A 22,077-nucleotide genomic window follows, 5' to 3' on the forward strand; every position below is an offset into this window, starting at 1 on the left:
TACACCAGCGGCGCTCGCACCTATGTCGACAAATACCCTGACACTACGGGCAATTCGGGCGCCACTTCCGCCCCGGCGTCAACACGGGATTCGAAAAGCCGCTTCGAACCATCCCTCGCGAGAGTGACTAAATGTCGCCAAATCATCACCGCCCGCTACGCTCGCCTGCGTGACGCACACTGCCCGCCGTATCGGCCGCTCTCTCGCACTCGTCCTGCCCGTCGTCCTGGTGCTCTCCGGAACGCTCGCGGTGTCCGCCGTTCCGTGGGCCGGCCAGAGCTCCGGGACCCAGATGCTCACCGCATCCTCCGAGGACGTCTCCGTCCCCGCCAAGTCCCGTGCCCCGCAGGATATTCTGCGCGACCGGCTCCTCGCAGAGCTTCAGGAGAAGGACCCCGGGACGGCTCTCACCCACCTCCAGCGCGAGGTCGAGAACCGCCCGTCGCTCGCCAAGCACTGCATGTCCATCGCCAAGGCCCTCGGCCGCGCCGCCGTGCAGCACTACGGCCCCGCCCGCGCCCAGTCCTTCTCCCGCCCGGTCTGCGACACCTCGTTCGCGACCGGTGTGATGTACGCGAGCTGAGCGCCGCCACGCCGGTCGACCCGACCGGCCCCAGGGAGGGCGCCTATCGTTCGCGGTATGCAGACCTCCCCGACGCAGGCCGTGATCCTGGCGGGTGGCCAGGGTTCGCGCCTGCGCCCGTACACCGACGACCGCCCCAAGCCGATGGTCGAGATCCCGGGCACCGGGACCCCGATCATCGGCCATCAGCTGTCCTGGCTCGCCTCCGAGGGCGTGACGGACGCCGTGGTCTCCTGCGGTCATCTGGCCGAGGTGCTCCAGGACTGGCTGAAGCAGGCCGCCCTGCCCCTCCGGGTGACGACCGTCGTCGAGCCGGAGCCGCTCGGCCGCGGCGGCGGGCTGAAGTACGCCGCCGCGCACCTGCCCGAGCCCGGACGGCCCTGGTACGCCACGAACGGCGACATCTGGACCCGGTTCTCCCTGCGTGAGATGGCCTCGTTCCACGACGAGCGGGACGCCACGGCGACCCTCGCCCTGGCCCGCCCCCGCATCCCGTGGGGCGCCGTCGAGACCGACACCTTCGGGCACATCACCGACTTCATCGAGTCGCCGCCGTCGCCGTATCTCATCAACGCCGGCGTGTACGTCTTCTCCCCCGCCTTCACGGACCTCCTGCCCGACCGGGGCGACCACGAGCGGACCACGTTCCCCCGCCTGGCCCGGGAGCGCCGTCTGGCCGGCTTCCCGCTGCCCCAGGGGGCCTACTGGCGGGCGATCGACACCGCGAAGGACCTGACCGAGGCGGCGAAGGAGCTGGCCTCCCAGGGCACCTGACAGCCCCGGTGCATCCCGGCGGCCCGGGGAGCGCCTCGCCGGGTCCCAGTGCTCCCGGAGGGCCGCCGGAAGCACCGCCGGCCCGGGGCGACCCCGCAGGCCGCCGCAGCGGCCGTTCCCCCGCCCACACGACAGACGCCGAAGGGCGGCACCGCTTCCGCGCGGTGCCGCCCTTCGGCGTCTGCCGGGGAGGCTCAGCCCAGCAGGCCGCCGATGGGGTTGCGGTTGCCTCCGTCGGTGGACCCGCCGTCGGTGGAGCCGCCGTCGCTGCCGCCGGAGCTGCCGCCGCTGCTCGATCCGCCGCTCGTACCGCCCGAGCCGGAGCCCGTGGACGGCGGGGGCGCCGGCCGGGACTGGGTCGGGCTGCTGTCGGAGCCGCGGGTGGCCGTGGGGCGGCTCTCCCGGATCCGGCCGGTCTCGCGGACGGTCTCGCTGGGTTCGGCCGTCTTCTTCTCCTCGTCGCGCTTGCCGTCGGCGCCGGCGGACTCGGAGGGCTTGGGCTTGGTGGTGGCGGAGCGGGACGGGGTGCTCGTACCGGGCTCCTGGGGGAGGCCCCGGCCGGGCAGGTGGTTCATCGGGTCGTCGTTGGGGCCGGGGACGGTGACCATCTCGGTGGACCGTACGGCTCCGCCGAGCATGGAGCCGACGAGGAGCGTGAGGCCGACGACGACCGCGGCGACGACGGTGCCGCGGCGCAGGACCCGGCGGCGCAGGTCCCAGATCTCGGAGCGGGGGCCGAGGGTGCGCCAGGCTTCGCCGGCGAGGCGTCCGTCGATGGAGTAGACGGGGGCGCCGGCGATGACCAGCGGGGACCAGGCGGCGAGGAAGATGATGTCGGGCGCGTCGTAGACGGGGACGGTCTTCCAGCTGACGGTGAGGATCATCGCGGCGGAGAGCAGGGCGCCGACGACGGCGGCGACGCGCTGCCAGAGGCCGAGGACGGTGAGGACGCCGACGACGACCTGGAGGAAGGCGACGGTCAGGCCGGCGCCGACGGGGTGATGGAGGGCGAAGTCGCGCAGGGGTTCGGCGAGGGCCCAGGGGTGGAGCGAGTTCAGCCACCTGACCATGGAGCCGCGCTCGCCGCCGTCGAAGTAGACGGGGTCGCAGAGCTTGCCCATGCCGGCGTAGATGCAGATGAAGCCGAGGAGGAGGCGGAGCGGGAGGAGCACCACCCCGAGGTTCATCCGGCGCCCGGGGTAGTAGGCGTGGCGGACGCCCGCGGTGGCGGCGTTCTCGGCCCAGCCGGCGCCGTGGCGGGGCGGCCTGCCGCGTCGGCCGTCGCCGTGCCGGCCGGTGACGTCGTCGTCGTGGGCCCGGTCGCGGTCGCGGGAGGTGTCGTACGGGGGCTCGTAGGCGTGGTCGTAGGCACCTTCGGCGCGCCGCATGGGGGGCAGCAGCGGTGGGGCGTCGGCGGGGACGACGGGGGTGGGCATGGTGTCGTCGATGCGCGGGATGGCCTGGGTGGCGCCGGCGTCGAGGCGGGCGGGGGGCTCCAGGGTGGAGACGGAGGACTCGCGCATGGCCTGGAGCAGTCCGGTCGCGCCGGGGTCGCCGGGCGCGGACTTTCCGGTCCACACGACGGGGCGGCGGCGGCCCGCGGCTGCGCCCGCGGGGGCTCCGCCGAGGCTGGAGATCCGGGGGGCGGCGGCGAACTTCGGCTGGTGGGCCGGTGCGAGCCGCACACGGAAGCTGGCGTGGTTCACGATGACCTGCGCGGGATCGGAATCCACTTTGAGCATGCTCAGCGCGGGCTGATCGTCGAACCCCGGCCGGGGCGTTCTGGTGTCCACACTCATCTAACCGAGTGACGCGGGGTTAGGACACTGCCTTGACGGGCTCGGAATGTCCGAGACCCGTCAAGATCGCCCGCTGTGGGAAAGGGCCCAGCTCAGGGAGCTGGGCCCGTTCCGGTACGGCGTGTGCGCGGGGCGCGCGGGGGTGCGTCAGTGGGCGCGGCGGCGGGCGACCTCGTAGAGGACGATGCCCGCGGCGACACCGGCGTTCAGCGACTCGGCGCCGCCGGGCATGGAGATCCGGACGCGGTAGTCGCAGGTCTCGCCGACGAGGCGGCCGAGGCCCTTGCCCTCGCTGCCGATGACGATGACGACGGGGCCGTCGAGCGCTTCGAGGTCCTCGACGGTGTGTTCGCCGTCGGCGGCGAGGCCGACGACGGTCAGGCCTTCCTTCTGGTAGCCCTCGAGGGCCCGGGTCAGGTTGGTGACGCGGGAGACGGGGGTGCGGGCGGCGGTGCCGGCGGAGGACTTCCAGGCGCCGGCGGTCATGCCGGCGGCGCGGCGCTCGGGGACGACGACGCCGTGGCCGCCGAAGGCGGAGACGGAACGGACGATGGCGCCGAGGTTGCGCGGGTCGGTGACGCCGTCGAGGGCGACGATCAGCGGGTCCTCGTGGTTGTCGTACGCGGCGGCGGTGAGGTCCTCGGGGTGCGCGTACTCGTACGGCGGGACCTGGAGGACGACGCCCTGGTGGTTGAGCCCGTTGGTCATCCGGTCGAGCTCGGCGCGGGGGGCTTCCATCAGGTTGATGTTGCCGCGGTCGCCGGCGAGCTTGAGGACGTCGCGGACGCGCTCGTCGTTGTCGATGTACTGCTGGACGAAGAGCGTGGTGGCGGGGACGCCGTCGCGGAGCGCCTCGAAGACCGGGTTGCGGCCGACGACCATCTCGGAGGTGCCCTTGGGACCGCCGCGGCGGGGTGCGGGGCGGCGGGCGGCGGCGTGCCTGGCCTGGGCGTTGGCGACGCGGTTCTTCTTGTGACCCTTGCGGGCGGAGGCGGGCGGCGTGGGACCCTTGCCCTCGAGGCCCTTGCGCCGCTGGCCACCGCTGCCGACCGTCGCGCCCTTCTTGTTGGACGTACGGCGGTTCCTGCGCTGGCTGTTCCCGGCCATGACTACCTAATCCTCGGTGTTGCGTACATAGGTCTGTAAGTGAAGTGTGCCGCCCGGCTCCCCGAGCGGCACATCATCAGCGGTTGCCCAGCGTCCAGCGGGGGCCGTCCGGGCTGTCCTCGATGGCGAGGCCGGACTGCGTGAGCTGGTCGCGGATGGCGTCGGCGGTCGTCCAGTCCTTGCGTTCCCGGGCCGACTCGCGCTGCTGGAGCACGAGGCGCACGAGGGTGTCGACGACGCCGTGGAGTTCCTCGCCGCGGTCGGTCTCCTCGGCCCAGTGGGGGTCGAGGGGGTCCAGGCCCAGGACGCCGAGCATGGCGCGGACCTCGGCGAGGCGGGCGATGGCCTCGTCCTTGTCGTCGGCGGCGAGGGCGCTGTTGCCCTGCCGGACGGTGGTGTGGATGATCGCGAGCGCGTGCGGCACGCCGAGGTCGTCGTCCATGGCCTCGGCGAAGGCGGGGGGCACGTCGGCGGCGGGCGGCACGGTCTTGCCGGCCTTCTCGGTGACGCGCTGGACGAAGCCCTCGATGCGCGCGAACGCGGACTCGGCCTCGCGCAGTGAGTCCTCGCTGTACTCGATCATCGAGCGGTAGTGCGGGGTGCCGAGGTAGTAGCGCAGGACGATGGGGCGCCAGTTCTTGACCATCTCGGACACGAGGACCGAGTTGCCGAGCGACTTCGACATCTTCTCGCCGCTCATGGTGACCCAGGCGTTGTGCACCCAGTACGAGGCGAAGGCGTCGCCGAAGGCCTTGGCCTGGGCGATCTCGTTCTCGTGGTGGGGGAAGATCAGGTCGAGGCCGCCGCCGTGGATGTCGAAGGCGGAGCCCAGGTACTTGTGGGCCATGGCCGAGCACTCCAGGTGCCAGCCGGGGCGGCCGCGGCCCCAGGGGGTCTCCCAGTCGGGCTCGCCCGGCTTGGTGGCCTTCCACATGGCGAAGTCGCGCGGGTCGCGCTTGCCGGCGACGCCCTCGTCGGGCTGGCGCAGGTCGTCGATGTCCTGGTTGGAGAGTTCGAGGTAGCCCGGGAAGGAGCGCACGTCGAAGTAGACGCTGCCGTCGGCCTCGTAGGCGTGGCCGCGCTCGATGAGGCCGCGCATCATCTCGATCATCTCGGGGACGTGCCCGGTGGCGCGCGGCTCGTAGGTGGGCGGCAGGCAACCGAGGGCGTCGTAGCCGTCGTTGAAGGCGCGCTCGTTCTCGTAGCCGATGGACCACCAGGGGCGGCCCTGGTCGGCGGCCTTGGCGATGATCTTGTCGTCGATGTCGGTGACGTTGCGGATGAACGTGACGTCGTAGCCGCGGCACTCGAACCAGCGGCGCATGATGTCGAAGTTCAGCCCCGAGCGGATGTGGCCGATGTGCGGGGCCGCCTGGACGGTGGCACCACAGAGGTAGATCGAGACACAGCCCGGTGTGAGGGGGTTGAAGTCACGGATCTGCCGGGCGTTGGTGTCGTACAGGCGAATGGTCACCACACCAGGGTAGTGGGCGTGTGGTAGTGCCCCGCGACCGATTCCCGGCCCCGGGGGGTCTTTTTCGCGGCGGGCGGGCCGGGATGCGGCGCGGGCGTGCCCGTACGGCTCCGTGGCGCGGTTCCCCTTCGGGGGTCCGCGCCACGGTCCGTCGCGGCGCCGGGCGGCGCTTCGGCGGGGGGTGTCCTCAGACAGGTCCTAGCGGACGCGGACCACGAGGGCGGTGGCGAGGGCGGCGAGTCCTTCGGCGCGACCGGTGAGGCCGAGGCCGTCGGTGGTGGTGCCGGAGACGGAGACCGGGGCGCCGATCGCCTCGCTCAGGACCTTCTGGGCCTCGTCGCGGCGCTTGCCGACCTTGGGGCGGACGCCGATCACCTGCACGGCGACGTTGCCGATCTCGTAGCCCTCGGCGCGGACGATGCGGGCGGCCTCGGTGAGCAGGGTGACGCCGGATGCGCCGGACCACTCGGGGCGGGAGGTGCCGAAGTGGGCGCCGAGGTCACCGATGCCGGCCGCGGAGAAGAGGGCGTCGCAGGCGGCGTGGGCGGCGACGTCGCCGTCCGAATGGCCGGCGAGGCCGTACCCGTGGCTGTCGGAGTCCTCCCAGAGGAGACCGGCGCACCACAGGGGGCGGCCCTGCTCGAAGGCGTGGACGTCGGTGCCGATGCCGGTGCGCGGCAGCGGCACGTTGAGCATCGGCGTCGGCGTCGGCTCAGAAGCCATCGTTGGCCCTCCTGCGGGCGAGTACGGCCTCGGCGAGGACGAGGTCGAGGGGGCGGGTCACCTTGAACGCCTCTTCGTGGCCGGGGACGACCACGACGGGGGCGCCGAGGCGTTCGACCATGCCGGCGTCGTCGGTGGCGCCGTCGCCGGTGAGGGCGACGGTGGCGTGGGCGTTGACGAGCGTGTCGCGGTCGAAGCCCTGCGGGGTCTGCACGGCGCGCAGCCGGGAGCGCTCGGGGGTGGCGACGACGTGTTCGGGCCGGCCCTTCTCCTCGGCGGGTTCGACCTCCTTGACGGTGTCGGCGACCGGCAGGGCGGGGACGACGGCGACGGCTCCGTCGCGGACGGCCTCGACGACGGCGTCGACCGTGTCGACGGGGACGAGCGGGCGGGCCGCGTCGTGGACGAGGACGGTGCCGATGCCCTCGGGGAGTGCTTCGAGGCCGAGGCGCACGGACTCCTGGCGGGTCTCGCCGCCGGGGACGACGAGGTAGTCGGTCCGTTCCGGCAGGGCGTGGGCGTCGAGGAGGTTCTTGACCTCCGCGGCTCCGTCGGAGGGCGCCACCACGACGACCAGGGAGACGGCGCGGGAGGCGGCCATCGCCCGGACGGCGTGGATGAGCATGGGGGTGCCGTTCAGCGTGCGGAGCGCCTTGGGGGCGCCCGGGCCGAGCCGTACGCCCCGGCCCGCCGCGGGGATCACCGCGGCGGTTCGCGCGGGACGCGTCTGGTCTGTCATCGGTTCCACTCCGGCAGGTTTGTTTCCGCGGCCGACATGGGTATGGCCCTCAGGGCAACCCCGGCCATGGGCCGGGGAGTACCGACGCGACGCCTCGACCGGGCCCTTTCCGTGACGACGGTCGGAGGCGTACCGCGCGGACACAGGGGACGACGGCGCGAGGGGACGGGGATCAGGGGACTGGGGTTACGTCGGCACCGACGGTGAGGTCGGGTGCCTGGATCGACCGGCTTCGGCGGTGGCGACATGGGTCACCGGCACGCCGTGCGACGAAGAGACGCGGACATGCCGCAGCGCCCGGCGACGGCACTGTGATCTTCACAGCACGTCAGCGGGCACCGCGGCATCGCTTCTTGATCAGGACGCGAGGACCTCGTCGAGGAGAGCCTCGGCCTTGTCCTCGTTGGTGTTCTCCGCGAGCGCGAGCTCGCTCACCAGGATCTGCCGCGCCTTGGCGAGCATGCGCTTCTCGCCTGCGGAGAGACCGCGCTCCCGCTCCCGGCGCCACAGGTCACGCACTACTTCGGCGACCTTGATGACATCGCCGGAGGCGAGCTTCTCGAGGTTCGCCTTGTAGCGACGGGACCAGTTGGTGGGCTCTTCGGCGTACGGTGCACGCAGCACCTCGAAGACCCGGTCCAGCCCATCCTGACCGACAACATCGCGAACACCGACGAACTCCGCATTGTCCGCCGGCACACGAACCGTCAGGTCGCCCTGGGCGACCTTGAGCACCAAGTAGGTCTTGTCCACGCCTTTGATCTGGCGAGTTTCGATGGCCTCGATCAGCGCGGCCCCGTGATGGGGATAGACCACGGTGTCGCCAACCTTGAACGTCATGTGACAGGTACCCCTTCCGTGGCTATCCAGGGTAACACGGATACGGCTTCTTCTGAATGGCGTTTTCGCAGGTCAGGGCATATCTCGGGGCTTGACAACAGCGACACGATCGTGCTGCGAAGAGCTTCCGGAAGGCGGTATTCGCAGGTCGGAGCGGCTGCGTGGACGCAGAGAAACGCGCACGTTACACCCGTCCGGGCACCCTGACGAGAGGGAGGATGTCCCGTTTTGCCGGTTTCGCGGCGGGCATCTCCAGGTACTCCGTTCGAGGATCGGTCACTCGTACGGATGCAACCCGGATCGAATCCCGAATTGATCAACGGGTGAGCCGAGCGGGATTTCCCGGGGTACCGGTGGCGGAATGCGCGGACGGCCGCCGAATTGATCAAGGCGGTTTTGTGAACGACAGGTCAATGGGTCGTATCCGGCCATCCGGAGGGCCCCGAGCGAGCAGGACGAGGCTCGAAGGGGCGGGTCGGGTGCGGGACGGAGAGTGCGGCTCGGTAACCTAAGCGCGCTGACACACCCTTAGCTCGACCTCCGTCCGCTGCCGGTCCCCGGGCCCGCGCAGCAGGCAGTCCACTGTCTGTCCGTACGTCCTAGGAGATGCCGCCGCCGTGAGCCGCAGCCTTCGACGCGGCGCCCTCGCCGCTACCGCCATCGTGTTCTCGATCGCCGCACTGTCCGCGTGTGGCGCGGGCAATGACGCGCAGACCCTCGAGGTGCGGCCCGACAACGCCGCCGTCACCGTCGAGGACATCAAGGTCCAGAACGCCGTGGTCATCACGCAGCCCGGGCTCACCACCGCGGGTCCGGCCGTCGTCTCGGCCATGGTCTTCAACAACGGCAGCACCCAGCAGACCCTCGACGCGATCACCCTGCCGGGCTCCTCGGCGACGGTGAAGCTCAAGGCCGCCGAAGGCGCCGGCCCGATCACGATCCCCGCGGGCGGTTCCGTCCTCCTCGGCGGCGCGGGCAACGCCTCCGCCGTGATCGAGAACGGCCACGAGGCCGTGAAGGACGGCGACTCGCAGCCGGTCGTCTTCAAGCTGAGCCAGACCGGCGAGGTGGCCCTGAGCGCCTTCGTCGTGCCCGCGACCAGCTACTTCAAGGAGTACGGCCCGAGCGAGCTCCCGAAGCCGCCGGTCACCGCGCCGACCACCACGCCGTCGGGCACCCCCTCGGGCACGCCGTCGGGCACGCCTTCGGGCTCCCCGTCCGGCGAGCCGTCGGGCGAGGCCAGCCACGCGGCCGGTCACTGAGACACGCACAGAAGGGGCGCCCCGCCGGAGGAATCCGGTGGGGCGCCCCTTCTTCGTGCGTCCGTGGCGGCGCCGGGTCTACGGCTCGAACTTGTAGCCGAGTCCGCGGACCGTGACCAGGTAGCGCGGCGCGCCGGGGTCGGGCTCGATCTTCGCCCGCAGGCGCTTGACGTGGACGTCGAGGGTCTTGGTGTCGCCGACGTAGTCCGCGCCCCAGACCCGGTCGATCAGCTGCATGCGGGTCAGCACGCGGCCCGCGTTCCGCAGCAGCATCTCCAGCAGGTCGAACTCCTTCAGCGGGAGGTCGACCTTGCCGCCGGAGACCGTGACGACGTGCCGGTCCACGTCCATCCGGACCGGGCCGGCCTCCAGGGCCGCCGGGGTGACCTCCTCCGGCTCGCCGCGGCGGCGCAGGACGGCGCGGATGCGCGCGACCAGCTCCCGCGAGGAGAACGGCTTGGTCACGTAGTCGTCGGCTCCTATCTCCAGGCCGACGACCTTGTCGATCTCGCTGTCCTTGGCGGTCACCATGATCACCGGGACGTTCGAGCGGCCGCGCAGCTGGCGGCACACCTCGGTACCGGGCAGACCCGGCAGCATCAGGTCGAGGAGGACGAGGTCCGCTCCGTTGCGCTCGAACTCGTCGAGTCCGTCGGGCCCGGTCGCGGCGACCGCGACCTCGAAGCCTTCCTTGCGGAGCATGTACGACAGGGCGTCGCTGAAGGATTCCTCATCCTCGACGACGAGCACTCGGGTCACGGAAGGACCTCCGGGGCAGGGAGCGGTTCGGTCATGAGATCGGGGGTGGGTGAGTCGGGCGCGCGGCGGTCCCGTGGGGAGCCCGCCTCGGGCAGCCGCAGGGTGAAGGTGGAGCCCTGGCCTTCGGTGCTCCAGACGGTGACCTCACCGCCGTGCGAGGCGGCCACGTGCTTGACGATGGCCAGGCCGAGGCCCGTACCGCCGGTGGCACGGGAGCGGGCCGGGTCGACGCGGTAGAAGCGCTCGAAGATGCGCTCCTTGTCCTTGTCGGGGATGCCGATGCCCTGGTCGGTGACGGCTATCTCGATCAGGTCGCCGCCGGGCGCGGCGATCTTGCGGGCCGCGACACCCACGCGGGTGTGGGCCGGCGAGTAGTTGACGGCGTTCTCGACGAGGTTGCCGAGGGCGGCGGCCAGCTGGCCGCGGCTGCCCCAGACGCGCAGGTCGGCGGTGCCGCCGGAGGCCATGGTGATCTGCTTGGTGGAGGCCGTGTGGCGGGAGCGGTCGATGGCCTCGGCGACCAGCTCGTCGACCCGTACCGGCTCCGAGTCCTCCAGCGGGTCGTCGTTCTGCACCCGCGAGAGGTCGATGAGCTCCTGTACGAGGTTGGTCAGGCGGGTCGCCTCGATCTGCATCCGGCCGGCGAAGCGGGTGACCGCCTCGGGGTCGTCCGAGGCGTCCATGACGGCCTCGGAGAGCAGGGACAGCGCGCCGGTCGGGGTCTTGAGCTCGTGGCTGACGTTGGCGACGAAGTCGCGCCGCACCGCCTCGATGCGGCGGGCCTCGGTCAGGTCCTCCACCAGCAGCAGCACCAGGCGGGAGCCGAGGGGCGCCACCCGGGCGGAGACCGCGAGGGCCTCGACACGGCTGGTGCCGCGCCGTGGCAGATCCAGCTCGACCTGGCGTATCTCCCCGTCACGGCGGGTGTCCCGGGCCATGTTGAGCATCGGCTCGACGGCCAGCTTCCCGCCGCGGACCAGGCCGAGGGCGTACGCCGCCGAGCTGGCCTTGACCACCGAGTCGCTCTCGTCGAGCACCACCGCGGAGGAGCGCAGCACGGACAGCACCGTGTCCACTCCGGGCGGCAGCACGGCGTCGGTGTGCAGGGAGGTCCGGGTGGGTCGCGCCTGGTCGCGTTCGCTCCAGCGGAACGCCAGCATGGCGATCACGCCGGTGCACACCCCGGCGATCGCAGCCAATGCGGCGACCGCCGCGTTCACGTCCATGCCATCCAGGTTATGCGGGCTGAGGGACACTCTCCCAGCCGTCCGAGTGGCTGCTCGAACAGTCGTCGCCCAGAGTTCACCGTGGGGACGGTGCCGGTTCATGTGACCTGGGGGAAGGGGCGGCGCGCGTCGCCCAGAGTTCACCGGGGGTAAAGGGCCGGTTCACATGAGCGGGAGGAGCCGGACGCGTACGGGTCGGAACGTGGGAGCGTGGGGTCTGAGCCCCACCCGGACCCAGGACTGCCGCGGAGAAAGAGGGACACCCATGCGGGACGCGTACCACGAGGAACTCGACTCGATCGGAGAGAGCCTGGTCGAGATGGCCCGCCTCGTCGGGTCGGCGATCGGACGCGCCACGACGGCGATGCTCGACGCGGACCTGAAGCTCGCCGAGAGCGTCATCGCGGCCGACCAGAAGGTCGACGACCTCCAGCACGACCTGGAGGCCCGGGCGATAGCCCTGCTCGCGCGGCAGCAGCCGGTGGCGACGGACCTGCGGATCGTGGTCACCTCGCTGCGGATGAGCGCCGACCTGGAGCGGTCGGGCGACCTGGCCCAGCACGTCGCGAAGCTCGCGCGGCTGCGCTTCCCGGACACGGCCGTGCCGCGGGACCTGCACGCCACGATCCTGGAGATGGGGCAGCTGGCGCAGCGCCTGATGGCGAAGGCGGCGGAGGTCATCATCACGAAGGACGTCGACCTGGCGCTCCAGCTGGAGCAGGACGACGACGAGATGGACCTGCTGCACCGGACGCTCTTCCAGCACCTGATGGACGACCGCTGGAAGCACGGCATCGAGACGGCCGTGGACGTGACGCTGCTGGGCCGCTACTACGAGCGGTTCGCGGACCACGCGGTGTCGGTCGCGAAGCGCGTGGTGTACCTGGTGACGGGCGAGCACGCGGACGAGCTGCAGCAGTCGGACGCCCCGGTCGAGGGCGCGTAACGGCACGGGGAGCTGGGCGGGCTCCCCGGGGTCCGGGGATGCCGGCCCGGGCCGATCACCGGACCGGTCACCGGCCCGTTTCCCGGCCTGTTTCCCGGACCGTATCCCGGCCGCCGCAGGGCGCCCGGAGGCGATGCGGGGACGGGGTCGCACCTCAGTGCGCCGTTGATGCGCCCGGTTCGATGGGCATGCAATGGGAAGAGGCGACCTACGCCTTCGAGGAGGGACCCATGGCCGAATCCCCGACCACAGACCCCCGGCAGGAGCCGCGCGACCCGGTGCGCCTGCCCGTTCTCGGCGCCTGCGGGTGCGGCTCGGGCTGCGGCTGCGGCTGCCAGTCCGGCGCGCCGTGCCAGTGCGGGGGCTGCTCCGGCTAGATCCCGGAGCGGCACAAGGACGGAAGGGCCCCGACCGGGTATCTGACGAACCGGGCGGGGCCCTTCTCCTGCTCGGGTCGGGTCGGGGTCCGGTCGGGTCGGGGTCCGGTCGGGTCGGTTGGTTCAGTGCAGGACAGATCGGTCAGGTCAGGTCAGGTCGAGGACGCCGACCGTCTGGCCCCCGGCGGATTCGCCCGTCGTGCGGAATCCGAGCTTCAGGTAGAAGTCCCCGGGCCCCTGCTCCCCCGGCTCCCAGGTGACGTACATCCTGTCGCCGCCGGTGCGGACGATCTCCTCCCCGACCGCGTCCACGGCGAAGCGCCCGTAACCGCGGCCCTGCCGGCCGGCCGCGATGTTGAGCCGCCACAGGCCGCTGCGCCGGTCGTCGGGGTCCTTCTCGGCGTCCCACGTGATGCCGACGAAGGCCATGACGAAGCCGACGAGCTCGTCACCGTCGAGGATCAGCCGCGGCCAGGCGGTGGGGCCGTACGCGTACGCCTCGGCGAGCGACTTCACCACCGGAGCGACGTTCTTCTCCTGATCGGGCCGGACCCGCAGCTCCAGGGCGGCGCCCACGTTGGCGGGCGTGATCTTCTCCAGGCGGAGTGTGGAAGTCATGCGCGGACGATATCGACCGTTCGTGTCGACCGCCCAGGCAATTGTTCGCCCCTCGGCAGCGACGATCCGCGAACGGCGATACCGACTGGTTCGTCCGGTTCGCCAGACTTGACCGGAATGGCTTGACAGGTGGAGCGCGGCGCGAGAAGCGTGGGCAGCGGGTACCGCACCCGAGGAGCCGAGGACGACATGACCAGGACCACGACGACGAAGAGGATAGGTGCCGCGCTCGCCGCGACGGCGGCGGCCTTCGCACTCGGTATCGGCGGCGCCTCGATCGCGGACGCCAAGATCGCGCCGGTGGACATCTCCTGCACCAACAACGGCGGCCACCAGCCCGGCGGCCAGCAGCCGAGCTGCAAGGGCAGTTCCCTGACCCAGGAGACCGAGAACCAGAACCCCGCCGGCCACGCGCCTCGCGGACACAACTAGCCACCACCCCCCTTCGGCCCCTTCTCCCGCCCTCGAGCGCGAGGAGGGGCTTCGTACGTGCCGACGGCTCCGCGGGCGGATGCACGACGAGAAGCCCCCCACCCGCCGTTTCGGCGGATGGGGGGCTTTCGTCGGGCGCCGTCCGGATCAGCGCTTCCCGGTCAAGGGAGGGACGAGGTCATCGAGGAGAAGGGGTCAGCGACGGTGGTGGTGGCGGTTGTTCCAGGACTTGGTGTCCACGGTGCGGCCGTGCTCGTCGCGCAGGGTCGCCTTGTCGGCACGGTCGTCCCACACGTAGTCGTGGCGGTCCTGGAAGACGTCGGTGCGGGTGTCGCGGCCGACACCGGTGTGGACCCGGACGGTGGCGCGGCCGGCGAGACGGAAGTCGTCGAAGCGGTAGCGGTTGCCGTCCCTGTCCCGCAGGGTCCAGCCACGGAGGTTCACCCCGTGGCGGGTGTTGTTGGTGATCTCGACCCATTCGCCGTTCAGCGACCGGTTGGACCGGTTGTCACGTCCGGGGCTGTCGGCCTGGACGCGGCTGATCTCGACCCGCGGCTGGTGGCGGTGACGGTCGCCGTCGTGGGCGGCGGCCGGCAGGGCGACGGCGGAGACGATGGCGCCGGCGGCGAGGGCGGTCGCCGCGACGCGGCGGGCGGTCGAAGAAGCAGACATGGGTGATGTCCCCTCAAGAACAGTGCCCCACAAGCCGATACAGGCTGGTGAGAGCGGTGCGGGTCTCGGTCCGGTGCGGGCCGAGGACCCAAACTCTGCGGCCTCCCCGGGCCGTCCGTCGGGCCGGCCGGGGCCCGTTACGCAGTACGGACATTTCCGTAACTGTCGCCTGCATCGGACACGTATGGGCGACGGGCGTGGCCCTGACATTCACTGACAGCTACACCGACCCGTTCCATGGTCACCAGCAAGCCCTTACCGGCTCCGGCGCGCCACCGGTCGCGCCACCCGGCGCATTGAGCCAAACGCCGGATACATCCGGGTAACGACTGTTCTGCACGTTTCTTCGCACATCTGCGAAGCCCTCGCACACGAAGACGACCTGACGGGTCGCCGAGTCCACCCCCGGACCGCGCACACCCCGCCCGACCGGCGACGAAACGTGCCGCCGCACGCCCTCGACCCGGGGCGGGTACCCCGCCGGGGCGCTCGGAAGCCCCCTCCCTCGCCGGAATCGGCAGAAAGGGGAGGGGGCTTCCGGGGAGGGGCTTCTTCCGGGACCGAGCGCCGCGGCCGGCCCCCGCCCGGCGGGTCCGCCCCGGGGTCAGCTCAGCCGGGAGGCGGCGTACGCCTCGACGGCGTCCCGCTGGTAGGCCGCCAGGCCCGGGGCGATCGCCTCGTACGCGGCGCGCCAGGCCGCGTTGTCGACGCAGGAGCGGCCGAGGGCGCGGTACTCCTCGGCGGACACCGGCCGCAGCTCGGCCAGGGCCCGGTACTGGGCGTCGACCTCGGCCTGCACCGGGCCGGCGTCGGCCGGGGTGCCCGCGGTCATGAGCTCGGCGAGCCGGATCATCTGCGCGGTGCGCTCGCGCTGCCCGGCCTCGACGTCCTGCGGGCTCATCCCGGCGACCCGGCGGGCGACTTCCTCGGCGTGCTCGGGGAAGTCGCGCAGGCTCTCCTCGTACTGGGCGGGCTGGACGCCCTCGAACAGGTTCTCCGGTCGGTTGACTGCGGTCATTCCCGTCCCGTCCTTCCTCGACTGCTCCAGGTCGGCGATCGTGCGGGAGACGGTGCCGGCGAGGGTGTCGAGCCGGTCCCGCTCCGCCAGGAGCCGACGGCGGTGGCCGCGCAGGGCCTCCACCTCGTCGACCTGATCGGCCAGGATCCGGCCGATCTCCGGAAGCCCGAGTCCCAGCGCCCGCAGTACGAGGATCTGCTGCAGCAGCAGGAGCTGGCGCTCCTCGTAGAAACGGCGGCCGTTGCCGGCGACCCGGGCCGGCGGCAGGAGACCGGTCTCGTCGTAGTGGCGCAGTGTCCGGGCTGTCACGCCCGACATCCGCGCCACCTCCGCGATCGGCCACTCCATCGCCGTCTCCCTCACGAAAGCGTCACAGGGCCGGCGTCTCCGGCCCTGTCCAGGACGGTACGAGCTGCCGCAACGGCAGCTTCAACCCCGGGAGCCAGGGTCTCCCGACATCCCTCGGCGACGCGGCGGGATCCGGGGCCCCTGCCCACCGCCCGGCCAAGGCGGGCGGCGGGCAGGGGCCCATCGGGCACGAAGAAGCCCCCTCCCCGCGAGTTCCTCGCAGGTCGGGGGCTTCTCGTGCGTCAGGGTTACTTCTTGCCCTGGTTCTTCACGGCCTCGATCGCCGCCGCCGCCGCCTCGGGGTCCAGGTAGGTGCCGCCCGGCTTGAGGGGCTTGAAGTTCTCGTCCAGCTCGTAGGCCAGCGGGATGCCCGTCGGGATGTTCAGGCCCGCGATCGCCTCGTCCGAGATGCCGTCCAGGTGCTTGACCAGGGCGCGCAGGCTGTTGCCGTGGGCCGCGATCAGGACCGTGCGGCCGGCCAGCAGGTCCGGGACGATGCCGTCGTACCAGTACGGCAGCATGCGGTCGACGACGTCCTTCAGGCACTCCGTCCGCGGGCGCAGCTCCGGCGGGATGGTGGCGTAGCGGGGGTCGTCGGACTGCGAGAACTCCGTGCCGTCCTCGAGCGGCGGCGGCGGGGTGTCGTACGAGCGGCGCCAGAGCATGAACTGCTCCTCGCCGAACTCGGCGAGCGTCTGCGCCTTGTCCTTGCCCTGGAGAGCGCCGTAGTGGCGCTCGTTCAGGCGCCAGCTGCGGTGGACCGGGATCCAGTGGCGGTCCGCGGACTCCAGCGCGAGCTGCGCGGTGCGGATGGCGCGCTTCTGGAGCGAGGTGTGCAGTACGTCGGGCAGCAGGCCGGCGTCCTTGAGCAGCTCACCGCCGCGGACCGCCTCCTTCTCGCCCTTCTCGGTGAGGTTGACGTCCACCCAGCCGGTGAACAGGTTCTTGGCGTTCCACTCGCTCTCGCCGTGGCGGAGGAGGATCAGCTTGTACGGTGCGTCGGCCATGCGTCCGAGCCTAATCGACGCCTGACGCTTGACGCTCACCGTCAATTCGCTGGCGTCCGACACCTGAGATGCGTAAGTTACGAGAACCGCCAGAGGGACTTACACACGCTAGGGGCCGGCCACACATGTCCATCGACTCGCTCAGACGATCAGCTCGCGCGACCGTCTCCGGCCTTCCAGGTGGCTTCTGGTGGCTCTGGTTGTCCACCCTGGTCAACCGGACGGGCGCCTTCGTCCTCACCTTCCTGTCCCTCTACCTCACCCAGGAGCTCGGCCACTCGGCCTGGTTCGCCGGACTCGTCGTGGCCCTCCACGGCCTCGGCGGCGTCGCGGGCTCCCCCCTCGGCGGCATGCTCACCGACCGCTGGGGCCGGCGCCCCACCATGGTCACGATGCACCTGGCCGCCGCGACCTGCGCCGCCGCGCTCGCCGTCGTGCGCGACGCCTGGGCCATCGCCGCCGTCGTGCTGCTGATGGGCGTCGCCATGCAGGGCGTCCGGCCGTCCATCAACGCCACCATCGCGGACATGGTCCCCGAGTCCGACCTGCGCCGGGCCTACGCGCTCAACTACTGGGCCCTGAACCTCGGCTTCGCCATCGCCGCGTTCGGCGGCGGCGCCGCGGTCTTCCTCGGCTACCGCACGCTGTTCGTCGTCGACGCCGCGGCCACCGCCCTGTGCGCCCTGATCGTCTTCCTCCGCCTCCCGGAGACCCGGCCCGAAGCGCGCCGCGACACCGCCGGCGAGGTCGTCACGGAGGACCGCGTCAGCGTCCTCGACGTCCTGCGCGACGCGCCCTTCCGCACGCTGGTCCTGCTCAACCTCCTGGTCTGCCTGGTCTTCACCGCCCCGTGGATCGGTCTGCCGCTGACCATGGCCGGGCAGGGCCTGTCCACCGCCTCGTACGGCGCGGTCATCGCGGTCAACGGCGTCGTGATCGTCGGCTTCCAGCTGCTGGTCAACAAGGTCACCGACAAGCGGTCGCCGGCCGCGCTGCTCGCGGTCTCCTCGCTGCTGTTCGCCGTCGGCACCGGCGCCACGGCGCTGGCCGGCAGCCCGGTGGCCTTCGCCGTGACCGTGGTCGTCTGGACCGTCGGCGAGATGGTCCACGTCCCGACGAACGCCGCCGCCACCGCCAAGCTCGCCCCGGAGCACGCCCGGGGCCGCTACCAGGGCGTGATGGGCATGTCCTGGGCCGTGGCGGGGTTCGTCGCCCCGATCCTCGCCGGCTGGGTCGTCGACGGGCCCGGCCCCGATGTCCTCTGGGCGGCCTGCGCCGTGATCGGTGCCGTCTCGGCGGTCGGCTATCTGACCCGGCTGCGCCGGGCCCTCGCGGACGACGCTCCGGCCGGGGCGAAGGCCGCCCCCGCCACCGGGGCCGCCGGTCCCGCGCCTTCGGCCGAACCCGCGCAGCCGGTCGAGCCGGCCGTGTCCGGCCTGCCCGTCCCCGAGCCCGCCGCCGGCACCACCCTCCCCGAGCCCGCCCTCGCCGGCGCCGAACCGGTCCGCCCCGCCGAGGCCGGGCGGACGGCCGGGCAGGGCGCGCCCGCCGACCCGCCCGGACCCGCCGTCAGCGCCTGACCTCCGGTCGGCGCCGGACCTTCCGCTGGGCCTCGTACAGGTTCCGGGGGCGCACCGCCCCCGGAGCCCCGTACGCCTCCAGGCGCGTGTGGAGGTCGCCCGCGAAGTCGGGGACGTCGATCTGGTCGAACTCCCGCACCTCGCTGATGCCGACCGTCGCGCTGTACGGCGCGATCGTGTCGATCCGGACGAGACCGGCCCGCCCGTTGGTGACGGTCACGTTCCAGTGGGTGAAGCGGGCGCCGTAGAGCGGTCCCGCCGAGGCGTCCCCGCCGTGCCGCCCGTCGTTCTCGACGGTGATCTCCGTCCGCACGTTGCCGAACGGCATGCCCCGGTGCGTGTCGAAGGTGCCGGCCTCCATCACCCCGCGCGACCAGACGTTGTGGCTGGACAGGCCCTCGACGTTGATGCCGTGGAGCTGGGTGCCGGGCGGCGCCGGGACCGTGCGGGCCGCGATGCGGAAGTCCTCGACGAGGTTGTCGTGCGAACCCTCGCGGCAGAAGTACGGGTGGTGCGAGCCGCGGCCCTCCACCCGGGTGCGGCGCAGCGTGCAGGCGGAGGCGGCGACGAGGCCGAAGCCGTTGTCGACGTTCCGGACGACGACGTCGTCCGCCCAGCAGTCGTACGCGCACTGGAAGGTGACGCCGTTGAAGCCCTTGTCCAGCAGGTGCGGGGACTGCGGCGTCTCGACGGCCTCCAGCGTGATCCCCTCCACGCCCGAACCGGTCAGCGCCGCCACGTGCGTGGTCAGGCGCGGATCCCACTCCGGGCGGACGTCGAGGGGCAGCGGGCGTTCGAAGGTGACCCGGCGCCCCTGGACCCGGGTGATCCGCACCGGCCACTCGTGGGGGACGTAGCTGGTGAGCTTGGTCTTGTCGTCCCAGACGTACGCCCGGGCGCCCGGGCCGTCGCCCGCCATGTGCTCCAGGAGCGTGTGGTCCGCGTCGTCCGCGAGGCGGAGCAGCACCAGTTGCCCGCGGTGCAGTGCGGAGGCGTCCTCGACGGTCACGGACCAGTCGCCGCGGCGGGCCGGGCGGACGGTCGTGAGGGAGGTCCACTCGTCGCGCCGGTTGCCGGTCCAGCCCTCGAAGGGCCAGGACCGTTCCCGTATGGCGGCGAGGAGGGAGGCGTGGCGGGCGTGCGGGCTGAGCCAGATGAGTCCGCCGGCCCAGGACCAGGAGGACTTGTCGCCGCCGTAGCGGGAGCCGTACGGGCCGACGAGCTCGGTGAGGCTCCTGGTGGCGCGCAGTGTGGTGCGGCCGGAGCCGGCGCCGCGCAGCACGACCCCGCTGTGGCCGATGTGGATCAGGCCGTCGATCCGGTACGTGCCGGGCGGGACGAGGACCGTGCCGCCGCCCCGCTCCCCTGTCGCGGCGAGGGCGCGGCCGATGGCCGGGGCCGAGTCGGTCGAGCCGTCCGGGGTCGCTCCGTGGTCGAGGACGTTCGCCACGACGCGGGGGCGGGCGAGCCGGGTGGCGCCGAGCCGCGCACCGGCGCGGCCGACGTAGGGGATCTGGGGGTGGGTGTACGGCGCCTCGGCGAACTCCTGCCACAGGGCGGAGGGCGGGACGGGCGCGGAGAGGGGGAGTTGTGTGGCGGGGGCGAACCCCGTCGTGGCCGCCGCCCCGGCCACCGCGACCGCGCCTCCGAGGAAGCCTCGTCTGCTGATTCCCATGAGCCGCCTTTCATGTATGTGAACAACATTCACGTGTGCGACGGCGGTGAGCATGGCACGGCCCGAGCGGGTGCGGAAGGGTGCGCGCAGGGCAGAAGTCGCGGGACCGTGGCGGCGATCGGACCCGGGGTCGCAGGGCGCGGCAGGGTCCCGCGCCACGATCAGGGGCGCGTACGCGTGCGGACGCGCGGTCGGGGCGCGACGGGCCCCGACCGCGCCGAGGCGAGGTGCCTCAGGGGGCCGGGTTCTCGGGGGCCGGGCGACGGGTCAGATGCGTGAACGCGTCGAGGTTGCGGGTCGACTCGCCGCGCGACACCCGCCACTCGTACTCCCGGCGGATCGCACCGGCGAACCCGAGCTCCAGGAGCGTGTTGAAGGAGCCGTCCGCTGCTTCGAGCACCGACCCGAGCAGCCGGTCCAGCTCCTCCGGGGTGACGGCGGCGAGCGGGAGCTTGCCGGCGAGGTAGATGTCGCCGAGGCCGTCGACCGCGTAACTCACTCCGTAGAGCTTGAGGTTGCGCTCGAGCAGCCAGCGGTGGACGCCCGCCTCGTTCTCGTCCGGGTGACGGATGACGAAGGCGTTGAGGGACAGCGAGTGGCGGCCCACACGCAGCGAGAGCGTGGTGAACAGCTTGCGCGTGCCGGGGAGTTTGACGACGTACGAGCCCGGCTCGGGCGACTCCCACTCCAGCTCGGCGTCCTTGAAGGTGTCCTCGATGACCTGCCGCACGTCCTCAGCCATGGTGCGAGCGTACGCGACGGCGATGATCGTGCATCGCGGCCGTGTAGACGTCCGCCGTGCCGGAGGCCGCCGTGTCCCAGCCGAAGGACTCCGCGTGCCGGGCCGCCGCGGCGCCCATCCGGGCGGACAGGGACGGATCGTCGACGAAGCGCCCGAGCGCGCGGGCGTAGTCGGCCGGGTCGTGCCCCTGGACCAGGAAGCCGGTGGTGTCGTCCCGTACCGCGACCGGGAGGCCGCCCACCGCCGCCGCGACGACGGGCGTGCCGGCGGCCTGCGCCTCGATGGCGACGAGCCCGAAGGACTCGCTGTAGGAGGGCATGACCAGGACCGACGCCGCCCGGAACCAGTCGGCGAGCCGGTCCTGCCCGACCGGCGGGTGGAACTGGACGAGGTCGGCGATGCCGAGCCGGGCGGCCAGCTTCTGCAGCCCCTCGGGCTTGGCCAGGCCGCTGCCGCTCGGCCCGCCGACGACCGGCACGACCATGCGCGAGCGCAGCGAGGGGTCCCGGTCGAGGAGCCGGGCCGCGGCGCGCAGCAGGATGTCCGGGGCCTTGAGCGGCTGGATGCGGCCGGCGAAGACGGGGATGAAGGCGTCCGGCGGCAGGCCGAGGCGGGCCCGGGCCGCGGCGCGGCCGTCCGCGGGGCGGAAGTGGTCGAGGTTCACGCCGGGGTGGACGACGGCGACCTTGCCGGGCTCGGCCTCGTAGAAGCGGACGAGTTCGTCGGCCTCCTCCGCGGTGTTGGCGATCAGCCGGTCGGCGGCGCGGACGATCTGCGTCTCGCCGATCACCCGGGCCGCGGGCTCGGGGGTGTCGCCGTCGGCGAGCGCCGCGTTCTTGACCTTCGCCATGGTGTGCATGGCGTGGACGAGCGGCACGCCCCAGCGTTCGGCCGCGAGCCAGCCGACGTGGCCGGAGAGCCAGTAGTGGGAGTGCACGAGGTCGTAGTGGCCGGGGCGGTGGCCCGCCCACGCCTGCATCACGCCGTGCGTGAAGGCGCAGAGCTGGGCGGGCAGCTCCTCCTTCGCCAGGCCCTCGTAGGGCCCCGCGTCCACGTGCCGGACGAGGACGCCGGGGGCGAGTTCGACGACGGGTGCCAGGCCGCCGGTGGTGGCCCGGGTGAAGATCTCGACCTCGATGTTGATCGCCGCGAGCCGCTTGGCCAGTTCGACGATGTAGACGTTCATCCCGCCTGCGTCGCCCGTGCCGGGCTGGTGGAGGGGCGACGTGTGGACGCTGAGCATGGCCACCCGGCGGGGATGCCGGTGGCGGCCGGGAAGCCGGAGCCTGGGCGGTGTCGCCAGGGAGCCGGCGAGCCGGGACACGTACTGGCTCACGTCGACGGTCCTTCCGCTCGGAGCGAGGGCATAGCGGGCA

21 protein-coding genes are annotated in these 22,077 nt (G+C 72.3%); 6 read left to right on the top strand and 15 right to left on the bottom strand.

What is annotated here, in order from left to right; translation table 11 throughout:
- The first annotated feature begins 169 nt into the window (after positions 1-169).
- Positions 170-583, top strand: a complete 414-nt coding sequence (locus tag ACE1OA_RS15755) for a hypothetical protein (RefSeq protein ID WP_147978565.1) — start codon at positions 170-172, stop codon at positions 581-583.
- Between the two features lie 57 nt (positions 584-640).
- Entirely contained in the window at positions 641-1,357 is a 717-nt protein-coding gene (locus ACE1OA_RS15760) for a nucleotidyltransferase family protein (RefSeq protein ID WP_356607121.1), read from the top strand.
- Positions 1,358-1,551: 194 nt separating this feature from the next.
- Here ACE1OA_RS15760 and ACE1OA_RS15765 read toward each other — a convergent pair whose 3' ends face one another.
- The 6 genes from ACE1OA_RS15765 to ACE1OA_RS15790 form a co-directional block, all read right to left on the bottom strand.
- Positions 1,552-3,156, bottom strand: coding sequence for a DoxX family membrane protein (locus ACE1OA_RS15765; RefSeq protein WP_356778643.1), 1,605 nt, complete (start codon positions 3,154-3,156; stop codon positions 1,552-1,554).
- A gap of 147 nt (positions 3,157-3,303) precedes the next feature.
- The gene (gene rlmB / locus ACE1OA_RS15770) at positions 3,304-4,263 is read right to left on the bottom strand and encodes a 23S rRNA (guanosine(2251)-2'-O)-methyltransferase RlmB (protein WP_356607125.1); all 960 of its coding nucleotides are present in this window, start codon (positions 4,261-4,263) and stop codon (positions 3,304-3,306) included.
- A 76-nt stretch (positions 4,264-4,339) separates the two neighbouring features.
- A complete protein-coding gene (cysS, locus tag ACE1OA_RS15775; protein WP_432752932.1) occupies positions 4,340-5,737 on the bottom strand; it encodes a cysteine--tRNA ligase in 1,398 nt (465 codons plus the stop codon).
- Positions 5,738-5,935: 198 nt separating this feature from the next.
- Positions 5,936-6,460, bottom strand: coding sequence for a 2-C-methyl-D-erythritol 2,4-cyclodiphosphate synthase (gene ispF, locus ACE1OA_RS15780; protein ID WP_432752933.1), 525 nt, complete (start codon positions 6,458-6,460; stop codon positions 5,936-5,938).
- Complete coding sequence (gene ispD, locus ACE1OA_RS15785) at positions 6,450-7,199, bottom strand: 2-C-methyl-D-erythritol 4-phosphate cytidylyltransferase (RefSeq protein ID WP_356607131.1); 750 nt, start codon at positions 7,197-7,199, stop codon at positions 6,450-6,452. The genes ispF and ispD overlap by 11 nt, the downstream gene beginning before the upstream one ends.
- Before the next feature lie 357 nt (positions 7,200-7,556).
- Entirely contained in the window at positions 7,557-8,039 is a 483-nt protein-coding gene (locus ACE1OA_RS15790; RefSeq protein ID WP_003953493.1) for a CarD family transcriptional regulator, read from the bottom strand.
- A gap of 617 nt (positions 8,040-8,656) precedes the next feature.
- Between ACE1OA_RS15790 and ACE1OA_RS15795 the strand changes: the two genes are divergently transcribed.
- On the top strand, positions 8,657-9,301 hold the full coding sequence (locus tag ACE1OA_RS15795; RefSeq protein ID WP_356607133.1) for a DUF461 domain-containing protein: 645 nt from the start codon (positions 8,657-8,659) through the stop codon (positions 9,299-9,301).
- A 78-nt stretch (positions 9,302-9,379) separates the two neighbouring features.
- Here the strand turns inward: ACE1OA_RS15795 and ACE1OA_RS15800 are convergent, their stop codons facing one another.
- Positions 9,380-10,060 (bottom strand): response regulator transcription factor, encoded by a 681-nt coding sequence (locus tag ACE1OA_RS15800; RefSeq protein ID WP_017242433.1) that lies wholly within the window; start codon positions 10,058-10,060, stop codon positions 9,380-9,382.
- Complete coding sequence (locus ACE1OA_RS15805; protein WP_356607135.1) at positions 10,057-11,286, bottom strand: sensor histidine kinase; 1,230 nt, start codon at positions 11,284-11,286, stop codon at positions 10,057-10,059. Before ACE1OA_RS15805 ends, ACE1OA_RS15800 begins: the two co-directional genes overlap by 4 nt.
- A 265-nt stretch (positions 11,287-11,551) precedes the next feature.
- Here ACE1OA_RS15805 and phoU point away from each other — a divergent pair, with 265 nt between their 5' ends.
- On the top strand, positions 11,552-12,232 hold the full coding sequence (phoU, locus tag ACE1OA_RS15810; RefSeq protein WP_356607137.1) for a phosphate signaling complex protein PhoU: 681 nt from the start codon (positions 11,552-11,554) through the stop codon (positions 12,230-12,232).
- 524 nt (positions 12,233-12,756) lie between these two features.
- Here the strand turns inward: phoU and ACE1OA_RS15815 are convergent.
- Positions 12,757-13,227, bottom strand: coding sequence for a GNAT family N-acetyltransferase (locus ACE1OA_RS15815; RefSeq protein ID WP_384870287.1), 471 nt, complete (start codon positions 13,225-13,227; stop codon positions 12,757-12,759).
- Positions 13,228-13,416: 189 nt separating this feature from the next.
- Here ACE1OA_RS15815 and ACE1OA_RS15820 point away from each other — a divergent pair, with 189 nt between their 5' ends.
- Positions 13,417-13,659, top strand: a complete 243-nt coding sequence (locus tag ACE1OA_RS15820; RefSeq protein ID WP_432752934.1) for a hypothetical protein — start codon at positions 13,417-13,419, stop codon at positions 13,657-13,659.
- Positions 13,660-13,854: 195 nt separating this feature from the next.
- Here ACE1OA_RS15820 and ACE1OA_RS15825 read toward each other — a convergent pair whose 3' ends face one another.
- The 3 genes from ACE1OA_RS15825 to ACE1OA_RS15835 all read right to left on the bottom strand — a co-directional run bounded on the left by ACE1OA_RS15825 (position 13,855) and on the right by ACE1OA_RS15835 (position 16,704).
- Positions 13,855-14,331, bottom strand: a complete 477-nt coding sequence (locus ACE1OA_RS15825) for a lamin tail domain-containing protein (protein WP_384870283.1) — start codon at positions 14,329-14,331, stop codon at positions 13,855-13,857.
- Positions 14,332-14,935: 604 nt separating this feature from the next.
- Positions 14,936-15,697, bottom strand: a complete 762-nt coding sequence (locus ACE1OA_RS15830; protein WP_432752935.1) for a MerR family transcriptional regulator — start codon at positions 15,695-15,697, stop codon at positions 14,936-14,938.
- A gap of 248 nt (positions 15,698-15,945) precedes the next feature.
- Entirely contained in the window at positions 15,946-16,704 is a 759-nt protein-coding gene (locus tag ACE1OA_RS15835) for a phosphoglyceromutase (protein WP_147978577.1), read from the bottom strand.
- A 125-nt stretch (positions 16,705-16,829) separates the two neighbouring features.
- Here ACE1OA_RS15835 and ACE1OA_RS15840 point away from each other — a divergent pair, with 125 nt between their 5' ends.
- Positions 16,830-18,284 (top strand): MDR family MFS transporter, encoded by a 1,455-nt coding sequence (locus ACE1OA_RS15840; RefSeq protein ID WP_432752936.1) that lies wholly within the window; start codon positions 16,830-16,832, stop codon positions 18,282-18,284.
- Here ACE1OA_RS15840 and ACE1OA_RS15845 read toward each other — a convergent pair.
- The 3 genes from ACE1OA_RS15845 to mshA all read right to left on the bottom strand — a co-directional run bounded on the left by ACE1OA_RS15845 (position 18,274) and on the right by mshA (position 22,037).
- Complete coding sequence (locus ACE1OA_RS15845) at positions 18,274-19,959, bottom strand: glycosyl hydrolase family 28-related protein (RefSeq protein ID WP_432752937.1); 1,686 nt, start codon at positions 19,957-19,959, stop codon at positions 18,274-18,276. The two genes, ACE1OA_RS15840 and ACE1OA_RS15845, sit on opposite strands and share 11 nt — an antisense overlap.
- A 232-nt stretch (positions 19,960-20,191) precedes the next feature.
- Positions 20,192-20,701 carry a YbjN domain-containing protein gene (locus ACE1OA_RS15850; protein ID WP_356607152.1) on the bottom strand — a complete coding sequence of 170 codons (510 nt, stop codon included), beginning with the start codon at positions 20,699-20,701 and terminating at the stop codon, positions 20,192-20,194.
- On the bottom strand, positions 20,694-22,037 hold the full coding sequence (gene mshA, locus ACE1OA_RS15855) for a D-inositol-3-phosphate glycosyltransferase (RefSeq protein WP_356607154.1): 1,344 nt from the start codon (positions 22,035-22,037) through the stop codon (positions 20,694-20,696). Before mshA ends, ACE1OA_RS15850 begins: the two co-directional genes overlap by 8 nt.
- Positions 22,038-22,077 lie beyond the last annotated feature (40 nt).

The organism is Streptomyces sp. JL2001 (assembly GCF_050917515.1).
Lineage (GTDB): Bacteria > Actinomycetota > Actinomycetes > Streptomycetales > Streptomycetaceae > Streptomyces.